The organism is Azospirillum sp. B506 (genome assembly GCF_000333595.1).
In the GTDB taxonomy this organism is placed as follows: Bacteria; Pseudomonadota; Alphaproteobacteria; order Azospirillales; family Azospirillaceae; genus Azospirillum.
The window spans coordinates 1-1153 of the sequence record NZ_BADK01000310.1; the positions used below are offsets into that span (position 1 = coordinate 1).

A 1153-nucleotide genomic window follows, 5' to 3' on the forward strand; every position below is an offset into this window, starting at 1 on the left:
CGCTGGTCGGCGGCTTCGCGCTGGACATCATCGCGCTGGGCAGCGGCGGCAACACGCTGCTGGTGTCGCAGCTTGAGACGCTGACCGGCGGGTCGGGGGTGGACATCGTGACGCTGGCCACCGCGGGCTTTGACAGTGCGGCGGACATGAACCGGGTGTCGGGCACCGCCGGCAACACGCTGCTGGTGTCGGGCCTGGAGACGCTGATCGGGTCGAGCGGCACCGACGTCGTCTATCTCGGCTCGGCCGGCAACACGCTGCTGGTATCGGGTCTGGAGATCCTGGTCGGCGGTTCCGGCAACGACGCGGTGACGCTGGGCGATGGCGGCAACACGGTGCTGCTGCGCGGCATCGAGACGCTGACCGGCAACGGCGGCACCGATCTGCTGCTGTTGGGCGACACCGGCAACACCGCGACGGTGTCTCTGTTCGAGACCATTCTCGGCGGCACCGGCATCGACACCATCCTGCTCGGCAATGCCGGCTCCACGCTGGCGGTGTCGGGGGTGGAGACGCTGTCGGGCGGGGCCGGCACCGATATCGTGACCATCGGCACCGCCGGCGGCACGCTGCTGGCGCTCGGCATCGAGACGTTGGTCGGCGGTGCGGGCATGGAGGTCATCCTCACCGGTTCGGCCGGGTCGACCCTGACCGTCTCGGGTGCGGACTTCGTGATCGGCAGCGCCGGCACCGATGTCCTGACCCTGGGGTCGACCGGCACCACCACCACCATCCGCAACATCGAGACGCTGATCGGTGGTGCGGGGTCCGATCTGGCGATCCTGGGCGACACCGGCAACAGGCTGACCCTGGGGGAGGGCATCGAGATCCTGGTCGGCGGCGCCAGTTCGGATGTCGTGACCATCGGCACCGCGGGCACGACCCTGCTGACCCGCGGCATCGAGACGCTGATCGGCGGTGTCGGCACCGACGTCATCACGCTGGGTGACACGGTGAACACCATCACCGTGACGGGCATCGAGTCGCTGACCGGCGGTGCGAACACCGACATCGTCTTCACCGCCACCACCGGCGTGACGATGACNGTCTCGGGCGTCGAGTTCCTGGTCGGCGGCACCGGTTCGGATGTCGTGACCCTGGGCTCCTCGGGCAACACCATCACCGTGCGCGGCATCGACACCCTGTCGGGCGG

The 1153-nt window shown here is 69.2% G+C and carries 1 pseudogene; it reads left to right on the forward strand.

Features of this window, described 5'->3' with window-relative positions:
• Positions 1-1153 (forward strand): annotated as a pseudogene (locus I71_RS39630) (calcium-binding protein); the annotation flags it as partial.